Here is a 20,017-nt window from a genome sequence, read left to right on the forward strand (position 1 = left end):
TTGCTCTTCTCGCCTTCAAAACAGGGGCTGCCCTCTGACGTGACCATAGGGCTGGCGAGCTGAGGGCCGCAACAGTCTATCCACCTCGTTCCATCCGCACGCCATCTTTGCCGCGCCAAATTCGGCTCATGGCCGATTCGATCGATTGGACAGACGACACACCGCGCCGCCTATCGGTGATTGCCAAGCTTGCTTTCCCCGATGGAGGGATGACCGCGAGCAGCCCTAAGGCGAGAGGCCGAGCGAGGCAGGCTCGCCGTTGAGCGCATCGCGGGGAAGGACTTCACGTCGTTTCAGGCCATCGCGGAGATGCGAAAGCTGTGTCGCGTTGAGCCAAAGGAAACACCCAGCTTTCCCCACGGGGCGTTTTCGGTAAAGCGGTCGGGGGCGTCGTGGGTTGTCGATAGCGAGCCAGGCGAGACGTCTAAGCTGGATGCGCTGAGGGCCCAAATGGAAGGGCGCCGCGCAAAGCCGTCAAAAAAGGAGGCTGCAGAAGCACAGGGCGGGCGCTGGCGAGCCCGCGCGGCTTAGGACGAGCCGTAAGCGGAGCTTTTCTCCCATTTGATTGACTGGTTTCGCTTCGGCTTTCGCTCTGCGATCCTTGGCTTGTCAGAGAGCCGAGAGGAGACTGAAGGCGATGGAACAATCGGGGGAGGAAGCCGAAGCTGATGGCTTTGTGGGGAAGCTTACGCGCCGGACGCGTTCTGGAGGCCGGTTATGGTCTGCGGAGATCAAGGGGCGCGCTGTTTTCGAGAGCATGAAGCCCGACGCCCGGGTATGTGATGTCGCACGGCGTTATGGTGTGAAGGCCCAGCAGTTGACGACGTGGCGCAGATTGGCGCGTGCTGGCCGGCTCGCATTGGTCACGGACGACGCGGCGGATTTCGTGTCGATCGAGCTGAGCGATCCAGTGGCGTCAGGCAAGAGCGAGGGGCCCGTCGAGATTACGATTGGCAAGGTTTCGGTCCGCCTGGATGCGGACGTGTCGGCGGTGCGGATCGCGGAGATCGTGACTGCGATCGAGCGCGGCGCATGATCATTCCGGCGCAGGGACTGCGGATTGTGCTTGCTGTGCGTCCTGTTGACTTCCGGTGCGGGCACGACGCGCTGGCCGGTCTTGTGCAAAACACGCTTGGGCTCGATCCGCATTCGGGCCTGATCGTGGTTTTTCGTTCGAAGCGCGCCGACCGGCTGAAGATTTTGCTATGGGACGGCACGGGCCTCGTTTTGGTCTACAAGCGCCTTGGCCGCGATGGTCGTTTCGAGTGGCCGCAGATCAGCGACGGCGTCATGCATCTGACGCGCGTGCAGTTCGAAGCGCTGTTCGATCACCCATGTTGATGCCCCTCCTTGTTAGGCTGACAGATTCTTAGATCAAGTTGCGCGATGACGTGGTTTCGAAGGTCTCCGATGGCGTGAAGAACGGATGGTGTATTCGGGAAGAGATAGGCGCCGCTGGGCTGGCGATCAATTAGCAAACGCTTGGTTCGGATCTGAACATAGAGCCAGTTTACTGGAATCTCGAGCCTTCGGGCCAGTTCGGGCGGGCTGAGGTATGAGTCGTCATGCTCCCATCGGCTGCGCTGGGCAGTTACCTTGATGGCGGCGGCACGACGGAGCCGCCCAACGGTGATAGGCAGCACCTTATCGGCGCAACGGGGAGAGCGGTGACCTTCCCGAGTAAGGATTGTGGCGATCTTGTCGTCTGGGACGCCGTCGCGAGCGAGCGTCAGAAGGCGTTCCCGCATCTCTGTGCCTCGCGTCAATCTGGTGACGGAGTTGACGCTCATCTTCACTTCGAGCTCCGTCACGGCGCCTCCCCGCCAGACGATCCTAGCCAGGGCCAAGTCGCGCTCACCGCGGTCGAGAACGACCTTTTCGATGAGACATCGCAACAACGCCTTGCGATGCGCATCCGAGATAGTCTCGTCACCCCATATCTGCGGGAGGCGGCCGGTGAGGCTGATGACCTTGTCGTTGAGCTCCTTGCTTATGGCCACTTGTGTGATGGCTTTGGGCGGCGTCTGTCGGGCAAGCGCCTCTTCGGCGGCGCGCACGTCGTTTAGCGCCGCTTCCCATCGACGCTCGAGTTCCGAGGCGACCAACCGATTATCTGGATCAGCTCGGTTGAACTGCCGTTCGGCGAGCGCCGCCGTGTATCGCTTGCGCTCGAGCTCTCGTTCTGCACTGGAGCGTAGCGCATTGTTCGTCTGCTGCTGCACCCGGCGGGAGCGCGACAAGGCATCGAGTTCGGCCGGCGCTAGTGCGGTTAGGAATGCGTCGCCAACGGCTGCATCGATATGGGCGGCGCGGATGTGTTGGCAGGTTGGCTGACCTTCCTGGGTACGCAGGTGATTGCATACATATTCGCCGCCGCCCTTGTAGCGGACGTACATCTTATGGCCACATCGTGCGCACCAGGCAATGCCGTGGAGCAGGAGCTCGCCATTGCGAGGCGCGCCGCGGGTTTTGATGCGCATGTATTCGGCTCGGTTATCTCTGATGACGGATCGGATTTTTTCATAAATTGGCCAGTCGATATAGGCTGGATATCGATCTTTAACGACGATCCGCCACTCCTCCATCGGCCGCGGAGCCTTTTGTGGCAGGGCCCCCTCCCGCTTCGGCGGCCGGAAGCGGGTTCGTCCATAGACAAAGGCGCCCGCGTATGCGGGGTTCTTCAAGATCGCCGCGACGGCAGCCAGCGTCGCGCGCGTCCAGCACAAATCGCCATATCGATCACGACGCGGCAGTTCCAGGTCACGCTCGTTCAACGCTCGCATGACCTTGGCAACGCTGCGCAGCTGCAGGAATAACTGGAAGACGAGACCGAGCCGCCCTTGCACGGCCATGTCGGGATCCTTAACGACCACACCGCTCGGGTCCCGCATCAGCCCGATTGGCAGCATAACCGCAAGTTCGCCGCGTTCGGCTTTGGCCAGCAGGCCGGCGGTCAGCCGGCTGCGGATCGTATGTAGCTCAAGCTCGGAGATCGAACCCTTCAGCCCGAGAAGCAACCGTCCGTTGGGAGTGCCCGGATCATAGACACCATCGCGGTCGGCGATCAGGCAGCCACGTAGACCACAGATATCCAGGAGCGGATACCAGTCGGTACAATTACGCGCCAAGCGGGTCACGTCGATCGACAGGATGAGTCCCACTTCACTCAGGCCAACACGGCCAACGAGTTCCTTGAAGCCGTTACGCTGTGCTATAGACGCGCCGCTCAACCCGAGATCGGCATCAATCACGTCGATGGCCGCCTCACGCCATCCGAGTTCGCGGGCGCGCTGGCGAAGCGCGTATTGAAGGCGCAGGCTCTCCTGATTGCTTACGACCTGATGGGGCGTCGACTGCCGGATGTAGACTACGGCTTTGCGCGCCAAGTGGCTTGGTGTGACCAGCTCGGACTTCATGAGGGATCTCCGCCAAAATTGCGGCGACGTCTTCGACGATCTGGCGTCGGAGCGCGGGCGTCAGCGTCGACCAAAGATCGGCTGGATCCATGCTCATGTGCGTCGGGACAATCCGCTGTCGATAAAAGCTCGAGTAGAGCCTCCATACTCAGCTTAATCTGATTTGCCTCTTGCTCATAATATTCGATTGCGGTTGCTTGAATCAGAAGACTGCTTCCTGCGCGATACTCAACTTCATACGAAGCGGGAATGCCTCGGCCTCGCTGACCGATCTTCCTAATCACTCGATATGAGCGCCCCCACAAAGGATGGTGGGGGTCCCCAACCTCGACCACCTCCGGAAATGATTCGTCAGACTCACTATCAGGGACATTCCTCAATCCCCTCGTTTGAAGGGCTGAACTGGAAGCGAGTGGGCGAACGGATTGTCGCGACGCCAGCTGCGGCGAACTGACTCAGACCCGACAACCTGTTTCGCGCGGGGCTTTGGGATGATAGCTTGCGGATGTGCCGCCGTCCCCCATTGATCCCGCCCGTCTTGCAGCGCTGCCCGCCGATGTGCGCGCGCTCTTCCGCGCGCAGGAAGCGATGATTGAAGCCGAGCGTCGTCGCGCAGACGATGAATGCTCGGCGCGCCTTCATGTCGAGAGTGAACTGGCTGCGTCCAAAGAGAGCGTCGAACGCCTCGAACTGCTCGTGAAGGAGTACGAGCGCGCACGTTTCGGTAAACGCTCGGAGAAGTTCAATCCCGATCAGATGCAACTGGTTCTCGAGGACATCGAGATTGCCATCGCCGAAGTCCAGGAACGCCAGGACGATCGTGCGCGCCGCGCCGGCACGGCGCCGTCCAGCCGCCGGACCAGGCGCGCTGCCCGTGCCTTTCCCGCGCACCTGCCGCGCATCGAGCAGGTGATCGAACCCGAGAACCTCGAGTGTCCCTGCGGCTGCGGCCGGATGGTCCAGATCGGCGAGGATCGCTCCCGCCGTCTCGATGTCATGGCCGCCCAGTATCGTGTGATCGAGACGGTGCGACCGCGCTACGCCTGCGCAAAGGGCTGCACCGGTGTTGCTCAGGCGCCGGCGCCCGCCCATCTCGTGGAGGGTGGCATCCCCACCGAGGCGCTGCTGGCGCAGGTGGCGGTCGCCAAGTTCAGCGAGCACATGCCACTCTATCGTCAGTCGCAGGTTCTGGCTCGGCATGGCATCTTCATCGATCGCGCCGTTCTGGCAGACTGGATGGGAACGGTCGCCTTCCACCTCGCGCCGCTGGTCGAGCGCATGAGCGTCGTGATGAAGCAATCGGGCCGCTTGTTCATAGACGAGACCAGGGCGCCTGTGCTCGATCCGGGCCGGGGCCGAACGAAGACCGGCTATCTGTGGGCTGTCCTGCGCGACGATCGCGGCCACGGCGGCGCTGATCCACCAATCGTGGTCTACCACTACGCGCCAGGACGCGGTGGTGACCATGCTGAGCGCATCCTCGAGGGCTTCGACGGCATCCTTCAGGTCGACGGATACCAGGGCTATCATCGGCTCGCACGGCCCAAGCGCAAAGGCGGCGTGCCGCTGCGGCTGGCCGCATGTTGGTCCCACTCAAGGCGCAAGATCATCGCAGCGACTCCGAAAGCCGGCTCACCCATCGCCGAAGCCGTTCTCGCGCGCATCGCCGCACTCTATGCGATCGAGAAGGAGATCCGTGGCGCCGACGCCCCGGCTCGGCAAACGACCCGTAACGAGCGATCACGGCCGCTCGTCGCTGAACTCGAGAGGTTTCTGCGCGAGCAAGCCGCTCGCCTGTCGCCGGGCAGCGAGATGGGCAAGGCGATCGCCTATCTCCTGAACCATTGGGATGGCCTCACCTTGTTTCTCGACGATGGTTGCGTTGAGATGGACACCAATCCCGTCGAAAATCAAATCAGGCCGCTGACTCTGACGCGTAAAAATAGTTTATTTGCTGGTCACGACGAAGGTGGTCGTTCATGGGCGCGCATAGCTTCGCTCATCGCCACCTGCAAAATCAACAGCGTGGAGCCCTACGTCTGGATGAACGCGACGCTCAAAGCGATCGCAACCGGTCACCCGCAGTCCCGGATCGACGAGCTCCTGCCCTGGTCGTTCGGCCGCACCTCGTAATTCTCCGTCGTTGCCGCCTCCATACCCCCCGCCAACGATTTGCAAACACGTTGATCAACAGACTGCAATCCCCACGCCAAACCTTTGCGAGTGGGACGCGAACGTCGCTTACGACGAGCCTGAAGTAGGACCAAGCGATTACTTCGCCAGCCTCACACCGGGGCCGCCATCAGTCGACTGGCCGTCTGCGAGGAAGATGATGCCGGCGGATTCAAATGCGGCGCGGATGGCGGCTATCGAATGACCCGGTGCCGTCGCGTCGGTCTCAACCCTCGTCACGGTGTTTCTGTGCACACCTGATTTCTCCGCAAGGTCTCGAACGGTCCAGTTCAACAAACCGCGCGCCGCCCTAATTTGTGCACTTGTCACCATGGTTAATTCCTGTATAGTGCATTTGTCACCATAGCGGTGATGGATGCACAATAAAGGAACCCGCCCAATGCTGCAAGCCGCCTCATTTCCGTCCGCTGAACGACCCACCACGCTCTCGCAGTTTTTCTACACCCATCGCCGACTGACCGACCTGGCCCGCGGCCCGATTCCCAGCCAGATCGTCGAGGAGATGACCCGCACGGCACGCGGAATCGCTGAGCGGATCCTCAAAGCCCCCGCCGCAAATTGGCGCGAGTTGAGCGAGAAAGCCATACTGCTCCTCAATGAGTTGCCCCGTGAGCCCGAATGGCTTGACAGTATCCATGAAAGCCTCCGCGAAGATGGTGCGCGCCTGTCGCTGGCGGAGTCGGTGGACGGCCGGACGTTCAATACGCTGAAGGAGGCGGAAGACCGCCTGTCCGACATGGGATTTAGCCTGGTGCCTGACAGCTGCGACTGGCGCAATGGTGCTGGTGATGACGCGGGTTGCTACGCTGTCGAGGGTGGTGGATACAGCGTCAAGATCGGGGCGGCCGAATCGGCGGCGCGCGTCTATCGTGGTGCCGGGGCGTTCGCGCAGGCGGCCGAATAGCCGGAAGCGGATCAAGGAAAACGGGCCCATACGATGTACAGGCCCGTTTTCGACTCTGGGCGCCGGATGCGCCGGCCGGTAAACGAAGCCGGTTTTCAACCCTCCAATCATACACCCTTCTCGGCACAACTTCTACCGAGGCCCGCTCCAGCCGCAAAGCTGGGGCGGGCGCTTTCTATTTCAAGGGAATGGCGCGTCTCGGTGAGCACCAGTTTCTACCCGCCGCTGAGGCGGACTTGCTGTGTTCACCCACTGGCGCTAAACGCTCGCCATTGGCTTGGCTTAGGGGAGTGCGGTGAGCAACGTTCGCGAGTTTATCGATTTTTGGGTCGAGAACAGCATTCACCCCGCCGAGCAGTATCGGACCCCAGGCGCGTCGCAGGATGTGGCGGAACTAACCCAGCGCCTGGTCGAGGCTGCAAAGGGGCAGGGCATTTCCGAGGCCGAGTTGCAAGCCGAGATTGGCGACATCTCAGACTACATCGGAGAGCTTCTGAGGGCGGCCAACAGGGCTGAAAGCGAGCGACGTCAGCCTACTTAGGCTTCGTCAACCTGTACACATCACCAGGGTCGAGTTTTAGTTCTTGGAACCTCCGCTGCTGCTCAGCTGTCAATGCGATATCCAACACTTCGGCCGTCCAGCCCTCAGGCACGGCTGCGAGTACCAAGGTCAGCGCCTGACTTGGCTTGGCGACCGCGACCCAAATCTGGTGTTTTGGCTCGTCGGGCGGCATACCGTCCGCCGTCACTTCGACGATCGTGAATGAGTTGCCGAACGACTCTGCCATTTGGTTCAATGCTGCCGCTAGCGCTCGGGTTTCTAATCCGACACGACTCGATCTCGCTTTGCCGGTCTTCCTTCCTGCATATTCTCCAGCGCGGTCGGCGGTTGTAAACCCGGCGATGTCAGCCATTCATTGATGTGAGCGGCGGTATCGGCCTGACGGGCTCGTCTAAGATATAGCTCGCGCTGGGTGCCGGGCGGCAATTGCGCTGCAGCCTCCCTGAACCGCGCAGCCTCCTCGGCCAATCTCTCTTCAAATGTTTTCGTATGCCTGGTTCGGTTGCGACGCTTGATCATGCGCTGCACCTTTCCGTTAGAGGAAGGCGGGAGCGCATTGTCGCGTTCTCATCACCGATGTTTGCCACAATACCGCGCGGTGATGGCATTAAACTAACCAGGGTCGTGGTTGCTTTCTATATCCTTTGTTAAGTCATTGATTTATTTTGAGAACTACTCAATTGTGCTAACTACTCATTTTACTGCAAACACAACTGGCCCTCTCCTGAAAGAGGGGCGGGCGCTCTACTACCCGCCGCAGTAGGCGGCCCATTGCTCCATCAGCTTGCGACGCTTTTCCAGGGCGTCCCCCCGCCGGTAGGCACGCTCAACGGCATCACCGGCGGCATGGCCGAGCGCGGCCTCCGACACGTAATTCTCGTGCTCGGTTTGCTCGGCCGCCCAGTCCTTAAAGGTCGAACGGAAGCCGTGCGTGGTCGCGTCACCACCGCCATGTGCGCCTATCACCTTTCCGAACGTCATATCGGAGATAGGTCGGTTGGCGCGCACGCCCGGGAATACGAAGTGATTGAGGGACTGCGCCTTCATGGCCTTCACGATCTCAACCGCGCGCTCGCACAGCGGGACACGGAGTTCTCTGCGCTCCTTGGTGCGCTCCTCCGGAAGCGTCCATGTGGCCGCGTCAAGGTCGAATTCATCCCACACAGCCAGACGAGTCTCAGCGCTGCGCGTGGCCGTCAGGATAAGGAGTTCCAGTGCTCTCGCCGTTATCGTGTCGGTCCCGCGCAGGCGCTCCAGGAAGGCGGGCGCGGCCTTGTAGGGCAGGGCCTCGTGATGGCCGCGCGTGGACTCGTCCGGCTTGTGGAGGACGTGCTCCATGTTGCCCTTCCACGCAGCAGGATTGTCGCCGCTACGCAGCCCCTCAACCTTGGCTGCGTCCAGCACACGCTCAATGCGCCAGCGGAGTTTTTCGGCGGTCTCCTGCTTGGTGCCCCAGAGGGGACGCACCGCCGCCAGCACGTCCTGGATGTCGATGTCCGCCAGCGCCTTGTCGCGCATCAGCTTTACGTGGTTGGTGAGGGTATTCCGCCAGCCAGCTTCGGTTTTGGCGCCCCGCCACCGACCGGCCTTCACGGCGGCGTCTATGTATGCGTCAGCGTATTTGCCGAAGGTCATGACACCGGCCGCTACCTTGGCGGCCTCGATCGCCTCAACGGCCCGGTGGGCGATTGGATCAATGCCACGTCGGAGTAAGGCGCGAGCTGCTTCGGCTCTCTGGCGCGCCTCTCCGAGCCCTACAGTGTGCAATGGCCCGATGCCCATTTCCCGGCGCTTGCCGCCGAAGCGATAGTCCAAAATCCAATATCGGCCGTTGCCCTTGGTGACCAGCCAGAGGCCACCGCCATCGCGTAGCTTTACGGATTTGCTCGCCGCTATGGCCTTCACCGTAAGCGCATTTAAGGTATGGCTCCCCATTTCGGATCCCTGCCGGCTTCCCCGCTTTTTCCCCACTTTAGGGGTATGCGCTAGCAGTAACCTCTATGGACGATATGGACAAGGGCCTTCATATACGTCTGTGAAATAACGGATTTTTTGTTCGTCCATATTGGGCACGTTGCCGATATGGGCCCGAACGAATATCCAGCCCGGGGAGCCAAAATCCAGCAAATTCAAAGCCTTACTTGCGTTGTAATTGCGCAACACCCCCCGGGGCCGCCACGTTGGGCCCGGTGCACGGCTGTGCAGTTGGCCGGTGGAGAGGGAATCGGTCGGACCATAGCCGTTCCCCAGCACAGCCGAACCAGGCGCCTATAATTCATGCTCAGAGGGTTGAACCCTCAGGCGAGGGACAGTTCGTCCTCCCAGGGTCTGCGACGGACGTTCCCCGAACATCGCATGGTAATACTGCGAGAACCGTCCGAGCTCGTAGAAGCCCTGCTGCATGGCGACAGCGGCCACGGTCGTCGAGCCGGGAACGCTCTCATGCAGAATGGAATGAACGGCACACAGCCGCTTGTGCCTGAGGAAGCTGACCGGGCCCAAGCCGAACACCTCCTGGAACGCGCGATGGAGGGTGCGGCGCGACACCCCGAGAGCGGCGCAGATCTCCGAGACATGCACCGGGCGCGTGCCGGCCTCGTCGAGATACTCCTCGACCCGGCGGATCAGCCGCCTTGCCGAAGGCAGCCAGCCGGTGTCGTCGGGCGGTAGCGACGACATCACGTTGGCCGCCATGCATTCGACGATCGATCGCTTCCAGAAATCGGCGGTCGAGGGCGTCAGGCCGCTCCTGTAGGTGCGCAGATGTGACATGATCCGGACCAGACGATGTGCGGCGATCGCGCCGCTATCGGGGGCCGCCCGGAAATGGTCGCGCCTGCGCCAGGTGTCGGGATTGCTCAGCCTCGCTTCGCCGCCGAACAGCGATGCGACCTCGTTGATGTCGAAGCGCATGGCGGCGTAAGCGGATCCACCGTGAAAGATTCCGTCATGCTCGAGCAGCGGCGGAATCACGAGCACGTCGTTGAGGCGCATGTCGAAGGACCAGTGGGTGACGCGCTCTTCGGCCGCGAGCAGCATCCCGATGATCAGCTTGTCGTCGCTGGCGACACGCTGCGTACGCATGCCGACGCTGAAGGTGCCGATGCTGAGCGAGAAATCGCCGATGCCGACATGGGAGAGCGATCCGCGCAATCGCCCGCGCCCGAGCTGCATGACATCGACGTGCGAGCCGTGAACGGCCTGGTGAAGACCTTCGAACCCGTCGAGCTTACGCGAATCAACCAGAAGGAATTGGCCCATGGCGCCACCCTGTTACTCAAGCGCGACAATTCTGCGGCAGGCGGCGGCTGAACACCACTACAACGCGAAGTGGGTACGACAGTCCGAGTTCGCGCTTTGAGGTAAATTATCGCCGAATTTGACGCGAGCTGCGCGCCACATGACGCTGTGGATTGAGGAATTTGCGACATGTGTCGTTAAGCCTCACCGATCGGCGCGACGTATTGGCACAAACTGCACATCACGGGCATCCTATCTTCGGATACCATTTGCAACCTAGGCGATATCGGCAACGATCGTTCTGCGAACCGCGGGGCGGGGATGGCGGTATGGTGTTGCCGCGGGCTCGAAGGATGTGCGCAAAAGAGGGAGAGATGCTGACGCAAGTCTACGACACCCATCTCGCACCCTCGGCGCCAAGAAGAGGGGACCAGACAATGCGTCCAGAATGCCGGGCAATGCGCTCTCGTCGACGCCTGCTGAAATCCGCGCCATAGTATCGGGTGGAATACTCGTATCGGAGTTTCCACGATGCTGCGGGCGGATACGGATCACTGCGAGTGGTTGCCGGACGACGTGAAGACCGGCGAGATGGTTTTCATTCCCGGCGGGACCTTCCGTATGGGATCCGACCATCATTATCCCGAGGAGGCGCCGAGCCACCGCGTCTCCGTCGACGGTTTCTGGATCGACCGCACCTCCGTCACCAACCGGCAGTTCAAGCAATTCGTCAACGCGACCGGCCACGTCACCGAGGCGCAGATCGTTCCCGACCCCAAGGACTATCCCGGCGCGCTGAAGGAGATGCTCTACGCCGGCTCGCTGGTGTTCTCGCCGCTGCCGCGCATCACCGATCTCACCGACTGGAGCCAATGGTGGTCCTTCATGCGCGGCGCCAACTGGCGTCATCCTTACGGCCCCGGCAGCAACATCAAGGGCCTCGACGACCATCCGGTCGTGCACGTCTCCTATAGCGATGCGGCAGCCTATGCCCGCTGGGCCGGCAAGGAGCTGCCGACGGAAGCGGAATGGGAGTTCGCCGCGCGCGGCGGCCTCGACGGCGAGGAGTTCGCCTGGGGCGATGCGCTGATGCCCGGCGGCAAGCACATGGCCAACATCTGGCAGGGCAATTTCCCCGTCCAGAATCTCGGCGAGGATGGGTTCAAGCGTACCTCGCCGGTCATGGCTTTCCCGCCGAACGGCTACGGCCTCCACGACATGATCGGCAATGTCTGGGAGTGGACCTCGGACTGGTGGTCGTCAAAGCATGCCGCCGATGCCGCAAAGCCTTGCTGCATTCCCAGAAATCCCCGCGGCGGCCGCGAGGAGGCGAGCTTTGATCCATGTCAACCCGACATCCGCATCCCGCGCAAAGTCTTGAAGGGCGGCTCGCATCTCTGCGCGCCAAACTATTGCCGTCGCTACCGCCCCGCGGCGCGCCACGCCGAGCCGGTCGATACCTCGACCAGCCATGTCGGATTCAGGTGCGTGGTGCGGTCACCCGAGTCTCCACTATCATAATGGGCCTTCGGCCACATAGGGAATGTCACATGAGCCACGACGTCAAAGACAAGGCCGACGCTAAAGCAAATCCGATCGAGAGCGGCCGTAGACCGCTGCTTCGCGGCCTGCTCGCGGTGGCTCTGGTCGCGACGAGCCTGTCGCCTTTCGTCAGATCGCCCGCAGTTGCTCAGCAGCCCAGTACGGCAAAGCCCAACATCCTCGTCATCTTTGGTGACGACATCGGCCAGTCTAACATCAGCGCCTATACGCGCGGGGTCGTGGGTTACAAGACGCCGAACATTGATCGTATCGCTAATGAAGGGATGATGTTCACCGACTACTATGCGGAGAACAGCTGCACGGCCGGCCGCTCCACGTTCATCACCGGACAGGTCTGCTTGCGCACTGGCTTGTGCAAGGTCGGTATCCCTGGCGCGCCAGTTGGCTTGCAGGATCGCGACGTGACCATCGCACAGGCGCTCAAGCCGCTCGGCTACGCGACCGGCCAGTTCGGCAAGAACCATCTCGGCGATCGGGACGAGTATCTCCCCACCAAACACGGCTTTGACGAGTTCTTCGGCAACCTCTACCACCTCAATGCCGAGGAGGAGCCGGAGCGCCCGTATTATCCCAAGAACGATACCACGTTCACCAAGAGCAACAGCCCGCGCGGCGTGCTCAAGGCATCCGCCGACGGGAAGATCGAGGACACCGGCCCGCTCAATAGAAAGCGGATGGAGACGGTCGACGACGAGACGACGGCGGCCGCGATTGACTTCATGCAGCGGCAGGCGAGGGCGAACAAGCCGTTCTTCACCTGGATGAACACGACCCGCATGCACGCCTTCACCCATGTGCGCGCGTCCATGCAGGGACAGAGCGGCATGCCAGGCAACGATTATGCGGACGGCATGATCGAGCACGACGGGGATGTCGGCAAGCTCTTGAAGACGCTCGACGAGCTCGGCATCGCCAACAATACGATTGTCATCTACACCACCGACAACGGCCCGAACCAATGGTCTTGGCCGGATGCCGCAACGACGCCGTTCCGCAGCGAAAAAGACACCAACTGGGAAGGCGCATTCCGTGTGCCGGCCATGGTTCGTTGGCCTGGCCGCATCAAGGCCGGCGACGTCTCCAACGAGATGATGTCGGGTCTTGATTGGTTTCCGACCCTGCTGGCTGCAGCCGGCGATACCGACATCAAGGACCGGCTGCTCAAGGGAACGAGCCTCAATGGCAAGTCCGCCAAGGTGCATCTCGATGGGTACAACCAATTGCCGCTACTGACGGGGCAGGGCAAGTCGGCTCGCAACGATTTTTACTATCTCAATGATGATGGCGAAGTCGTTGCCTATCGCTACGGCGACTTCAAGATCGTGTTCTGCGAGCAGCGCAAGCCCGGCGGATTCGAAGTCTGGGCCAATCCGTTCACCTGTCTGCGGGCGCCGAAGGTCTTCAACCTGCGGATGGACCCGTTCGAGCGGGCCGACGTAGTCTCCGACCAGTACTACGACTGGCTCGCCAAGAATGCTTATCTGATCCAGTACGGTACCTGGCGGGTGGCGCCGTTTCTGCAGACCTTCAAGGACTATCCGCCGAGCCAACGCTCCGCTAGCTTCAGCATCGACCAGATGGTCGAGGGGCTGATGAAAACGCTCGACAAGACGGCACCGAAATAGCGCGACAAGCACATGAGCCCCGCCGCTGAGTCTGGCGGCAGGGCTCGTTCTCATCGACAGCAACGCCGATCTTCGCATGAATCAGTTGAAAGCTGTGACAGAGCCGGAATCCTCGAAGAGCTCGCCCGCCCGCGACGCCGTGTTGGAGCTGAAGTCACGGATCGGAAAGTCCGTACTGGGGCAGGATCATCTGGTCGAGAGCATACTGATTGGCCTTCTTGCCAACGGTAATCTTCTGATCGAGAGCCTGCCCGGTCTCGCCAAGACGCGGGCAGTCAAGACGCTGGCAAAGCATCTCGCCGCCGATTTGTCGCGCGTGCAATTCACCCCGGATCTCCTGCCGTCGGACGTGACTGGCGCCGAGATCTACGTCCAGACCGACAAGGGTGGACAGTTTGAATTTCAGAAAGGGCCGATCTTCGCCAATCTTGTGCTCGCCGACGAGATCAACCGCGCTCCGGCCAAGGTGCAGTCCGCGCTGCTCGAGGCCATGGAGGAGCGCCAGGTCACGGTTGCCGGCAAGACTTACAAGATGCCGGACCTGTTCATGGTGCTCGCGACCGAGAACCCGATCGAGCAGGAAGGCACTTATGCGCTTCCCGAAGCGCAGCTCGACCGCTTCCTGATGCATGTCGTCATCACCTATCCCGACGAGGCATCCGAAGGCGAGATCATCCGGCTCAATCGCACCGAGAACGCACAAGCGCCGAAGGATCGCACAGCGGAGCCGCCACCGATACCGCAGCAGGCGATCCTGGACGCACGTGGCGAGATCGACGGCATCTTCGTCTCCGACCTCGTTCAGAAGTACATGGTCGACGTGATCTACGCGACGCGCTTCCCTGGGCGCTATGGCGAGCCCTTGAGCAAATGGATCCAAGTCGGCGCTAGCCCACGTGGCAGTCTGGCGCTGGACCGTTGTGCGCGAACTCGTGCCTGGCTCGATGAATACGATTTCGTGACGCCCGACCATGTGCGCGCGGTGATCCACGACTGCCTGCGCCACCGCATTATCCTCAGCTACGAGGCGGTGTCGCAGGGCGTTACGCCCGATCAGGTGATCGACAAGATCACTGAGCTGGTTGCAGCAGCCTGAGGCCGTGATGACCGAGACATCAGCCAATATGCCAGGTGTCTATGTCGGTCTTCACGAATTGATCGCGCTCGAACATCGCGGACGCAAGGTCTCCTTCCTTCCGCGCCAGCCCGTGCATAGCCTTTTGTCCGGCCGCTTTGCCTCCCGCATGCGGGGCCGTGGCCTGAACTTCGAGGAGATCAGGGATTATCGTCCCGGCGACGACGTCCGCTCGATCGACTGGAAGGTGACGGCGCGCCTGCGCAAGCCCCATATCCGGGTTTTCAACGAGGAGCGCGACCGGCAGACGATCCTGGTGGTGGATCAGCGCCTGTCGATGTTCTTCGGCAGCCGGCATGCGATGAAATCGGTGACGGCGGCCGAGGCCGCAGCGATCGGGGCGTGGCGGGTGCTAGGCGTCGGCGATCGCGTCGGCGCCGTCGTGTTCAACGATCGAGACTGCATCGAGGTGAGGGCGCGTCGTAGCCGGGCGACCGTGCTCCAGATCCTCGCGGCCGTCGTCGCGCAGAACCACGCGCTCGGCGTCGGGCGCGGTCTGGTGTCCGCACCGGCGATGCTCAACACCGCGCTCGATCATGCAAGGCGTCGGGCACCGCACGATGCCGCCGTGATCATCATCAGCGATTTCGACGGCGCGGACGCTGACACGCGCGATATGGTCGCCGCGCTGGCGCGGCACAATGACGTTGTCGCTGCGATGGTCCATGATCCCCTGCAAAGCGATCTGCCACCGTCGGCCAGCATGACGGTGACCGATGGCGAGTTGCAGATCCGGCTCGATGTCGGCCGTGACAGCGTCCGCAAGGGCGTATCGCAGCTCACCCGGGACCGCCTGAAGGGCATCTTCGACTGGACGCGCGAGCTCGGAATTCCCGTGCTGCCGCTGAGCGCGGCGGAGGACACCGCTGCGCAGCTTCGGCGTCTTCTTGGTGGTCTGCCGGCCGGTCGTGGCCGCGCGGCCCCGCATAACCAGACGGGGGCGGCCTTTGGCTGAGGCTACGTCCGTGACTGCCGACCCGGTGGCCGGCCTGATCGACTTTCCGCTGCCGCGCGAGGTCAGCCTTTGGCCACAGACCTGGGAGGCGAGGCTTGCGATCGCCCTGCTGCTCGCGGCCATCTGCGCTACCGTGTGGCGCGTGACGCATCTGCGCCGCGTCAACCGCTATCGCCGCGAAGCGCTCGCGGAGCTTGATAGCATCGAGCATGCGCGCAATTCGGTGCCGTCGGAGCTGTTGTCGAAGCTGACCTTGCTGGTGCGGCGCACGGCGCTCGCGGCCTTTCCGCGCGAGCGAGTGGCGCCACTGGTCGGGCCGGCATGGCTGGCCTTCCTCGATCGCAGCTATGGAGGCGAGGAGTTTTCTCACGGCGTGGGCCACCCGCTCGCGAGCGGTCCTTATCGGCAGATTCCGCCCGATGGCGCCGATCTGCAATCGCTGGTCCGTCTCCTGCGCCGCTGGATCAGGGGGCATCATGCTTGAATTCGCGTGGCCATGGCTGCTTCTGCTGTTGCCGCTGCCAGTCCTGGCGTGGTGGCTGCTGCCGCCATACCGAGCACGCCAGGCCTCGATCCAGGTGCCTTTCTTCGACAGGCTGGCGGCGGCGACTGGACAGACGCCACAGCGCGGTGCGGTCGTCCTCGAACGCCGCGCCGTCCAGATGGTCGCGGCGGTGGCCATCTGGACGCTGCTGGTTGTGGCGCTGGCCCGGCCGCAATGGGTCGGCGACCCGGTGACCCGCGAGGTCTCCGCGCGCGATCTGATCCTGGCGATCGACATTTCGGGATCGATGGACCAGCTCGACTTCAAGGCGCCGGACGGTACGACGCTCACGCGTCTCGACGGCATCAAGCGTGTGGTCACAGACTTCATCGCCCGCCGCAAGGGCGACCGTGTCGCCCTGATCCTGTTCGGGACCAGGGCCTATGTGCAGGTGCCATTCACGCAAGACCTCCAGACGGCGCAGCAATTGCTCGATCAGGCGAGGGTCGGCATGGCCGGCCAGCAGACGGCGATCGGCGACACGATCGGTCTTGCCATCAAGACGTTTGCAGCCAGCATGGCGAAACAGAAGCTCCTGATCCTCCTGACGGACGGCAACGATACGGCGAGCCGAGTGCCGCCCGAGCACGCCGCCGATATCGCTCGTCAGAACGATGTCACGGTCTACACCATCGGCGTCGGCGATCCCGCCGCCTCGGGTGAGAACCGCGTTGACCTCGCCGTCTTGCAGCATGTCGCAGACACCACCGGAGGGCACTTTTTCCGCGCCGAGGATGGCGCGCAGTTGCAGGCGATCTATGCCGATATCGATCGCCTCGCGCCGGCCAAGCTTCAGACCTTGTCATGGCGGCCGAAGCTGCCGCTGTTTCAATGGCCGTTCGGCCTGGCCATCGCGATCGGTCTGCTCTTGTGGCTTTGTCTCCTGCTCGGCAGCGAGTGGCGCCGGATGCGGAGCATCAGCCATGCGTGACGCAGCCACCATGTCCTTCCATCTCTTGCGCCCACTCTGGCTGCTCGCGCTGATCCCGCTCGCTGCCGTGTTTGCCGTGCTGCTTCGCCGGCAGGATGTGCGCGCGCAATGGGGTGGCGTGATCGCGCCGCATCTGCTGACGCATCTCATCGTGCGGCCGGGACAAGGGCGCCAAATCAACCCGCTCTATCTCGTCGCGTCCGGCATGTTGCTCGGCATCATTGGCCTGTCCGGTCTGACCTGGCGCCGCGAGCTTCCGCCCTTTGTCGAAGACAAGGCACCGTTGATGATTGCGCTCGCAGTCGGGTCGTCGATGAATGCGACCGATGTGGCGCCCTCGCGCCTCGAACGCGCCAAGCAGAAGATCAGGGATCTGCTTGCGGCCCGCGCGGGCGCCAGGACCGGGCTCGTGGCCTTTGCCGGCACCGCGCACCTGGTGATGCCGCCGACCGACGACCGCTCCGTGATCGAGCCGTTTCTGGCCGCGCTTGAGCCAGGGCTAATGCCGGCGGACGGTAAGAACGTTGCGGGTGCGGTCGCGCTGGCGGCCGACGCGCTGGCGGCCGAACCGGTTCCCGGAACAGTCCTGCTGGTCGCGGACGATCTCGGGACCGCGGATGCAGCCACGGTCCGGCAGGCTGCCGGCCGCAATGGTCTCGTTATATTCGCGGTCAGCCCGGACACATCGGCGCTGCTGGCCGGCGCGGACGTCATCCGGGTCAGTATCGACGGCTCGGACATCGTACGACTGGAGCGCCGGATCGAGACGCGTTTCCAGGCCGCCCAGGGGGATGCGTTCGGCATGCAATGGCGAGATGAGGGCTATTGGCTGCTGCCGCCGCTGGCGCTGTTGAGTCTGCTCTGGTTCCGGCGCGGTACGACGGTGGCGTGGGTCCTGGCTCTCTTCATCGTGACGCACGCCAGCGCTTCGAGAGCCGAGGAGACATCGCGCTTTACCAATCTTTGGCTGACGCCAGATCAACAGGGACGGCTTGCATTTGACCGTGGCGACTATGCCGCCGCGAAAACGACGTTTGCCGATCCAATGTGGCGCGGCATCTCGGCTTACCGCGCATACGATTTTCTCGCCGCTGCCGAGGAATTTTCGCGCGTTGACACGCTGGAGGGGAAATTCGCGCTGGGCAACGCGCAGGCGCAGAACCACGCTTATGAGAAAGCGCTCAAGACCTATGACGAGGTGCTCAAGGCGCAGCCCGGCAACGCCACCGCGAAGACGAACCGCGCCATCGTTCAGGCGGCGCTGGATGCGCGTGAAGCCAAGCGCCGCAAGCAGGAGCAGGATGACCCTGCACCGCCGGATGAGAAGGCCGACGAGATGCGCGTAGATCCCAATCAGAAAGGCGGAAAGAAGATCACGGTCACACCGCAGGACGTCACCACTGCCGGCGCCGCCGAAGCCTGGATGCGTCAGGTCCAGACCTCACCTGCGGATTTCCTCAAACTCAAATTCGCGATCCAGGCGGCCGCTCCAACCCAGGGGAGGGCGTCGCAGTGAGAGTTTGGATCGGCTTCATCGCCTTGCTGCTCGGCGGCGCGCTCCCGTCGCAGGCTGTGTATGCGCAGCAATCAGTGGCGCTCGAGCCGATCGTGCAGGTGACCATCGACCCGCCGCGAGTCGTGGTTGGGCAGAAAACCACGTTGAGTGTCATGGTCCTGGCGCCGAACTACATGACGTCGCCGCCCGAACTGCCGGATTTTCAGGTGCGCAACGCGGTGACGCGACAATTGCAGAGCGTCAACACCAGCGAGCAGCGCGATGGCGTGCCCTATGCCAGTGTGCGGTTTGAATACGCGATCTCGCCGCAGGAGCCGGGGTCCTACGCCGTCGCCGACCAGAGCGTCAGGATCAAATATGCGGCCGAGCCGCCAGCCACCCGTGAGGTGGCTGTCGCGCTGCCACGCGTGTCATTCGAAGCATTCATTCCGGATGCGGCGAGCGCGCTTCGCCCGTTCGTATCGGCCAACAGCCTGACCGCCGAGCAGGACGTCAAGCGTTCGTCTGACCCGCTCAAGGCCGGTGACGCCGTGACACGAACCATCACCATCCGGGCGGAAGGCACGCCGGCGATGCTGCTGCCGCCTCAGCAATTCCCGTCTGTCGATGGCTTGAAGCTTTATCCGGCGCAGCCGAAGCTCGAGGACAAGGTCGACGGGCGCTCCGACGTCATGACGTCGACCCGCGTCGATTCTGCAACGTATATGGTGGAGCGGGCAGGTGATTATGCGCTTCCGTCCGTCGATATCGGCTGGTGGAATGTCGGTAGCGGCAAGGTCGAGCAGGTTCATCTCGAGGCCGTGCCTCTCAAGGGAATCTTGACCTCGGCGGTGGCGGGTCCAGCTTCTTCGAACCAATTCGTTCGGCGGTGGACGTGGGATAGCATCGTCGACCTTATCTTCGACCACTGGCTGACGGCCCTGCTTGTGGTGGCCGCCACGGCCGGGATCGCTTGGTTTGCGCCTCGTATGGCACGTCGCGTTTCGGCCAGTCTTCATCGTCGGCACCAGGCTTATCTTCAGTCGGAGGCGTTTGCTTTCAGCCGGCTGCGCCGTGCGATCCGCCGTCGCGACGCAAGAGCATCCTATTTCTTGCTGCTTGAATGGCTGCCGCATCTCAACGCGACGCAGCCTCCAATCACGGCTGGAGCTTTCAAGGCCGTCGCACGCGATCCGGAGCTCGACCGCCAGCTTGATGCGATCGAGAGCGAGTTGTTCGGAAATCGGCACAATCCGGCTCATTGGTCGCCACGCCGGCTGCTGCACCGCGTGGTCGCCGCCCGCCGCAGGCTGCGCCCACGCGCCGGAAGCCGGGCCACGACAGGTCTGCCCCCGCATTTGAACCCGGTCGGGACCCCGAAGGTCACCGCGTATCGAAAGCCCGCGAGATAAGCAAAAGACAGGAGGTCACTCAGACGGAACGGACGATCTAGA

At 62.5% G+C, this 20,017-nt stretch carries 19 protein-coding genes; 13 read left to right on the forward strand and 6 right to left on the reverse strand.

Features of this window, described 5'->3' with window-relative positions; all coding sequences use genetic code 11:
* The first annotated feature begins 637 nt into the window (after positions 1-637).
* Positions 638-1,036: a transposase gene (locus tag J4G43_RS26145; protein WP_026192391.1), complete on the forward strand. Its 399-nt coding sequence runs from the start codon at positions 638-640 to the stop codon at positions 1,034-1,036.
* The gene (tnpB, locus tag J4G43_RS26150) at positions 1,033-1,341 is read left to right on the forward strand and encodes an IS66 family insertion sequence element accessory protein TnpB (RefSeq protein WP_060907863.1); all 309 of its coding nucleotides are present in this window, start codon (positions 1,033-1,035) and stop codon (positions 1,339-1,341) included. Before J4G43_RS26145 ends, tnpB begins: the two co-directional genes overlap by 4 nt.
* Here tnpB and J4G43_RS26155 read toward each other — a convergent pair.
* Complete coding sequence (locus tag J4G43_RS26155) at positions 1,329-3,416, reverse strand: recombinase family protein (protein WP_049810452.1); 2,088 nt, start codon at positions 3,414-3,416, stop codon at positions 1,329-1,331. The genes tnpB and J4G43_RS26155 overlap by 13 nt on opposite strands.
* Positions 3,417-4,004: 588 nt before the next feature.
* On the opposite strand from J4G43_RS26155, the gene tnpC reads away from it, so the two are divergent.
* A complete protein-coding gene (tnpC, locus tag J4G43_RS26160; RefSeq protein WP_225005682.1) occupies positions 4,005-5,549 on the forward strand; it encodes an IS66 family transposase in 1,545 nt (514 codons plus the stop codon).
* Positions 5,550-5,687: 138 nt separating this feature from the next.
* Here tnpC and J4G43_RS26165 read toward each other — a convergent pair whose 3' ends face one another.
* Positions 5,688-5,921: a helix-turn-helix domain-containing protein gene (locus J4G43_RS26165; RefSeq protein WP_208086747.1), complete on the reverse strand. Its 234-nt coding sequence runs from the start codon at positions 5,919-5,921 to the stop codon at positions 5,688-5,690.
* Positions 5,922-5,988: 67 nt separating this feature from the next.
* Here J4G43_RS26165 and J4G43_RS26170 point away from each other — a divergent pair, with 67 nt between their 5' ends.
* The gene (locus J4G43_RS26170; protein WP_225005098.1) at positions 5,989-6,513 is read left to right on the forward strand and encodes a hypothetical protein; all 525 of its coding nucleotides are present in this window, start codon (positions 5,989-5,991) and stop codon (positions 6,511-6,513) included.
* Between the two features lie 295 nt (positions 6,514-6,808).
* A complete protein-coding gene (locus tag J4G43_RS26175; RefSeq protein WP_208086748.1) occupies positions 6,809-7,054 on the forward strand; it encodes a hypothetical protein in 246 nt (81 codons plus the stop codon).
* Here the strand turns inward: J4G43_RS26175 and J4G43_RS26180 are convergent.
* The 4 genes from J4G43_RS26180 to J4G43_RS26195 form a co-directional block, all read right to left on the reverse strand.
* Entirely contained in the window at positions 7,047-7,301 is a 255-nt protein-coding gene (locus J4G43_RS26180) for a hypothetical protein (protein WP_208086749.1), read from the reverse strand. The genes J4G43_RS26175 and J4G43_RS26180 overlap by 8 nt on opposite strands.
* A gap of 32 nt (positions 7,302-7,333) precedes the next feature.
* The gene (locus tag J4G43_RS26185; RefSeq protein ID WP_208086750.1) at positions 7,334-7,594 is read right to left on the reverse strand and encodes a hypothetical protein; all 261 of its coding nucleotides are present in this window, start codon (positions 7,592-7,594) and stop codon (positions 7,334-7,336) included.
* A gap of 228 nt (positions 7,595-7,822) precedes the next feature.
* Positions 7,823-9,010: a tyrosine-type recombinase/integrase gene (locus tag J4G43_RS26190; protein WP_208086751.1), complete on the reverse strand. Its 1,188-nt coding sequence runs from the start codon at positions 9,008-9,010 to the stop codon at positions 7,823-7,825.
* A 333-nt stretch (positions 9,011-9,343) separates the two neighbouring features.
* The gene (locus J4G43_RS26195) at positions 9,344-10,336 is read right to left on the reverse strand and encodes a helix-turn-helix domain-containing protein (RefSeq protein ID WP_166341579.1); all 993 of its coding nucleotides are present in this window, start codon (positions 10,334-10,336) and stop codon (positions 9,344-9,346) included.
* Between the two features lie 510 nt (positions 10,337-10,846).
* On the opposite strand from J4G43_RS26195, the gene J4G43_RS26200 reads away from it, so the two are divergent.
* The 8 genes from J4G43_RS26200 (at position 10,847) to J4G43_RS26235 (ending at position 19,975) form a co-directional block, all read left to right on the forward strand.
* The gene (locus tag J4G43_RS26200; RefSeq protein ID WP_208086752.1) at positions 10,847-11,836 is read left to right on the forward strand and encodes a formylglycine-generating enzyme family protein; all 990 of its coding nucleotides are present in this window, start codon (positions 10,847-10,849) and stop codon (positions 11,834-11,836) included.
* Between the two features lie 29 nt (positions 11,837-11,865).
* Positions 11,866-13,503, forward strand: coding sequence for an arylsulfatase (locus J4G43_RS26205; RefSeq protein WP_225005100.1), 1,638 nt, complete (start codon positions 11,866-11,868; stop codon positions 13,501-13,503).
* A gap of 76 nt (positions 13,504-13,579) precedes the next feature.
* Positions 13,580-14,599 (forward strand): AAA family ATPase, encoded by a 1,020-nt coding sequence (locus J4G43_RS26210; protein WP_208086753.1) that lies wholly within the window; start codon positions 13,580-13,582, stop codon positions 14,597-14,599.
* A gap of 7 nt (positions 14,600-14,606) precedes the next feature.
* A complete protein-coding gene (locus tag J4G43_RS26215) occupies positions 14,607-15,593 on the forward strand; it encodes a DUF58 domain-containing protein (RefSeq protein WP_208086754.1) in 987 nt (328 codons plus the stop codon).
* A 10-nt stretch (positions 15,594-15,603) separates the two neighbouring features.
* Positions 15,604-16,077: a DUF4381 domain-containing protein gene (locus tag J4G43_RS26220; protein ID WP_208086755.1), complete on the forward strand. Its 474-nt coding sequence runs from the start codon at positions 15,604-15,606 to the stop codon at positions 16,075-16,077.
* Positions 16,070-17,068 (forward strand): VWA domain-containing protein, encoded by a 999-nt coding sequence (locus J4G43_RS26225; RefSeq protein WP_208086756.1) that lies wholly within the window; start codon positions 16,070-16,072, stop codon positions 17,066-17,068. Before J4G43_RS26220 ends, J4G43_RS26225 begins: the two co-directional genes overlap by 8 nt.
* Entirely contained in the window at positions 17,061-18,584 is a 1,524-nt protein-coding gene (locus tag J4G43_RS26230) for a vWA domain-containing protein (RefSeq protein ID WP_208086757.1), read from the forward strand. The genes J4G43_RS26225 and J4G43_RS26230 overlap by 8 nt, the downstream gene beginning before the upstream one ends.
* Positions 18,581-19,975, forward strand: a complete 1,395-nt coding sequence (locus J4G43_RS26235) for a BatD family protein (RefSeq protein WP_208086758.1) — start codon at positions 18,581-18,583, stop codon at positions 19,973-19,975. Before J4G43_RS26230 ends, J4G43_RS26235 begins: the two co-directional genes overlap by 4 nt.
* Positions 19,976-20,017 lie beyond the last annotated feature (42 nt).

Origin of the sequence: Bradyrhizobium barranii subsp. barranii, from assembly GCF_017565645.3 — a bacterium.
GTDB lineage: Bacteria > Pseudomonadota > Alphaproteobacteria > Rhizobiales > Xanthobacteraceae > Bradyrhizobium > Bradyrhizobium barranii.